Source organism: Streptomyces sp. NPDC054840, from assembly GCF_053611065.1.
This window is the reverse complement of sequence record NZ_JBSGZP010000947.1, coordinates 1-2,206: the sequence shown is the minus strand read 5'-3', so window position 1 is coordinate 2,206 and position 2,206 is coordinate 1. Positions and strand designations below refer to the sequence as shown.

Here is a 2,206-nt window from a genome sequence, read left to right as displayed (position 1 = left end):
ACCCGGGTGAGGGTGTCGGGACCGGCGTCATGGCGCGGAACGCGATCAGGCCCGAGGGCCGCCGAAGGGAGGGCCGATGCCGTAATACGTGCCCAGCTGCTCCCGGTAACCGGCGTCCCCGAGGTGCTTGTCCCGGTGGAACTCGGGGGCGTCCTTGATCTGTTCCTTCGTGCGGTCCACGAAGATTTTCCGCTCCTCCGGGTCGATCCTGACGACCGTATTCGCCGGCAGCAGGACCTCCTTACCGAAGATCCACACACCGGTGTCGACCACCAGGTAGGCGTCACCGACCTCGTCGGAGTGCTTGTCGACCTTGCCGATGTCCCCGTCGGTCGCCTCGACCTTGTAGCCGGTCAGGTCCGTACCGGCCAGGTGGCCCGCGGTCGGCTGGTAGCTCCACACATGTTCCGTCACGCGTGACAACTCCTCGGTCAACGGGGGACGGCGGGGAAACGCTTCTCCGCCGATCCTCCTTGTTCCGTACGTCATGCGCGGCGGGTCCTGGTCCCGCCTGGACTTCGCCTGCCCCGCTTCCACCGCTTCACGCAACCGGACCGCATGCGTAGTGCGCTCGGCAGGCGTCGCTCACGGCGCGGGGTACGCTCCGACGGCCTGCCGATAGGCCACGTGCCCGCCCAGCGCGCCGGTGACGGCAACGGCAGCCAGCCCGCCCAGGGACCACAGCCGGCCCTTCGCCACGCGGCCGTGGAGCCGCGACGTCAGGGATGCGGTGTAGCAGGCGACCGTAGCCACGTTGGAGACCGCGTGGGCCAGGCCGACCCGGGCCTGCGCGGGAGGCAGGTCCGCCCAGTCCGCCCACCCGGCGACCGCTGCCGGGGCGACCCCGGCCAGTCCGACGGCAGTGAGGGTCGTAGCCGCACGCTGCGACCCGGGTAGGAGGTCCAGCACGGCGGCAGACAGCCAGCATCCGATGGGTACCTGCACCAGCACGGGATGCAGGGGGTGGCCCAGCGGCCTGCCGCGCAGCAGATCACGCATCCCGCCCAGGGGGAGTGCGCGGATGCCCCGCTGGAGCACCCTGATCGCCGGATCGGCCACCGTTGTTCGCTCCAGCCGGTCCAGAGCGGTCAGCCACCCTGTCGAGGCAGCGCCGAACACCGGGGTCTGCGCGGCCAGGGTCGAGGTGTCGGGGGTGTGTGGGTTCATACACGACGCCTACCCGGCGTCACGCTGTGATCCCGCCTCGGCCGCGACTCCACCCGAACGACCGGCCGGCTGATGCGGGAGCCGCGGCTGGACGTGTCGGGCCGCCAGGGAGAGGCCGTAGGTGAGCTCGCCCGGTACGGCGCGGCCTGGGGCGGCGGGCGAGGTGCGCGGGGTTCGCGGCGAGGGTCTTGGTCGTCGCTCCGGTCTTCAGGGTCGACCCAGGAGGTGTTGCGACTGCACGCACGCGGTCGCCGCCACCGCCATGGCCGAGGGAGCGGACGCGCGATCCGGCGAGCCCGTTCGTCTCAGGTCCGAAGGCGGCTGTTGACGCCGTCATGGCCGTCGGCGTTCTCGTCGTCGAACCAGTAGTCGCCGGCGGCCAGGTAGCGGAAGGAGTGCTCGCCCCTGCCCGGCAGAGTGACGGTGACCGCGCGGGTGCCGTCGGTGCGGGGAACCAGGGGGTGGGTGCCGGGCTGCCACTCGTTGAAGTCGCCCACCACGCTGACCGGGCCTGGCGGATGGTCGGCGGGCAGCACGAAGGTGACCTCGTTGCGGTCCTTGCGCGGCGTACGTTCCAGCATGGGCGGGCTCCTCGGGAGTTGGGGAAATGAGTGCGACCCGACCCATCCTCGGCACCAGGCGATCCCCGTGCATTCCGGCGGAGCCAACCGCCCATGCGTATCACCCGCACGCCACTCTCCGTAATGGAAATGGTGCGGAATGTCGTTACATGTGCCAGCGTGGTGAGGGAGGAATTCCCACCTCCCCGTCAATAAGGAGTCGCCGTCATGGGCGGTATGCAGGACAAGCGCCAGGAGCCGGGCAAGGGCCGCGAGGAGCAGCGGCGTCCGCAGCGTCCCGGCCAGGACCCGGCACACCCCGGACCGGGCCAGCCGTCCCGTCAGCCGGGACGCGAGGAGAAGACGCATCGTCGCGAGGAGGACCTCCCGCGCGCAGAGGGCCTGCGCGACGACGACATCTGACCTGAGTAACACCCCACGCACGCAGAGCCCGGCCGGAGCCCGTAGTCACCCCGGCC

4 protein-coding genes are annotated in these 2,206 nt (G+C 70.9%); 1 reads left to right on the top strand and 3 read right to left on the bottom strand.

The features are described from left to right. Positions 1 to 45 precede the first annotated feature (45 nt). The 3 genes from ACWGIU_RS36285 to ACWGIU_RS36275 all read right to left on the bottom strand — a co-directional run bounded on the left by ACWGIU_RS36285 (position 46) and on the right by ACWGIU_RS36275 (position 1,748). Entirely contained in the window at positions 46 to 414 is a 369-nt protein-coding gene (locus ACWGIU_RS36285; protein ID WP_453712336.1) for a PRC-barrel domain-containing protein, read from the bottom strand. A gap of 171 nt (positions 415 to 585) precedes the next feature. Further along, positions 586 to 1,167 (bottom strand): DUF2231 domain-containing protein, encoded by a 582-nt coding sequence (locus ACWGIU_RS36280; RefSeq protein WP_453712335.1) that lies wholly within the window; start codon positions 1,165 to 1,167, stop codon positions 586 to 588. 305 nt (positions 1,168 to 1,472) lie between these two features. Beyond that, complete coding sequence (locus ACWGIU_RS36275; RefSeq protein WP_453712334.1) at positions 1,473 to 1,748, bottom strand: isoamylase early set domain-containing protein; 276 nt, start codon at positions 1,746 to 1,748, stop codon at positions 1,473 to 1,475. A 207-nt stretch (positions 1,749 to 1,955) separates the two neighbouring features. Between ACWGIU_RS36275 and ACWGIU_RS36270 the strand changes: the two genes are divergently transcribed. Further along, positions 1,956 to 2,150, top strand: coding sequence for a hypothetical protein (locus ACWGIU_RS36270; RefSeq protein WP_453712333.1), 195 nt, complete (start codon positions 1,956 to 1,958; stop codon positions 2,148 to 2,150). Positions 2,151 to 2,206 lie beyond the last annotated feature (56 nt).

Coding starts and splice junctions, on each gene's coding strand:
- ACWGIU_RS36280 (WP_453712335.1), bottom strand. CDS start 1,167: ATGAACCCACACACCCCCGACACCTCGACCCTGGCCGCGCAGACCCCG.
- ACWGIU_RS36275 (WP_453712334.1), bottom strand. CDS start 1,748: ATGCTGGAACGTACGCCGCGCAAGGACCGCAACGAGGTCACCTTCGTG.
- ACWGIU_RS36270 (WP_453712333.1), top strand. CDS start 1,956: ATGGGCGGTATGCAGGACAAGCGCCAGGAGCCGGGCAAGGGCCGCGAG.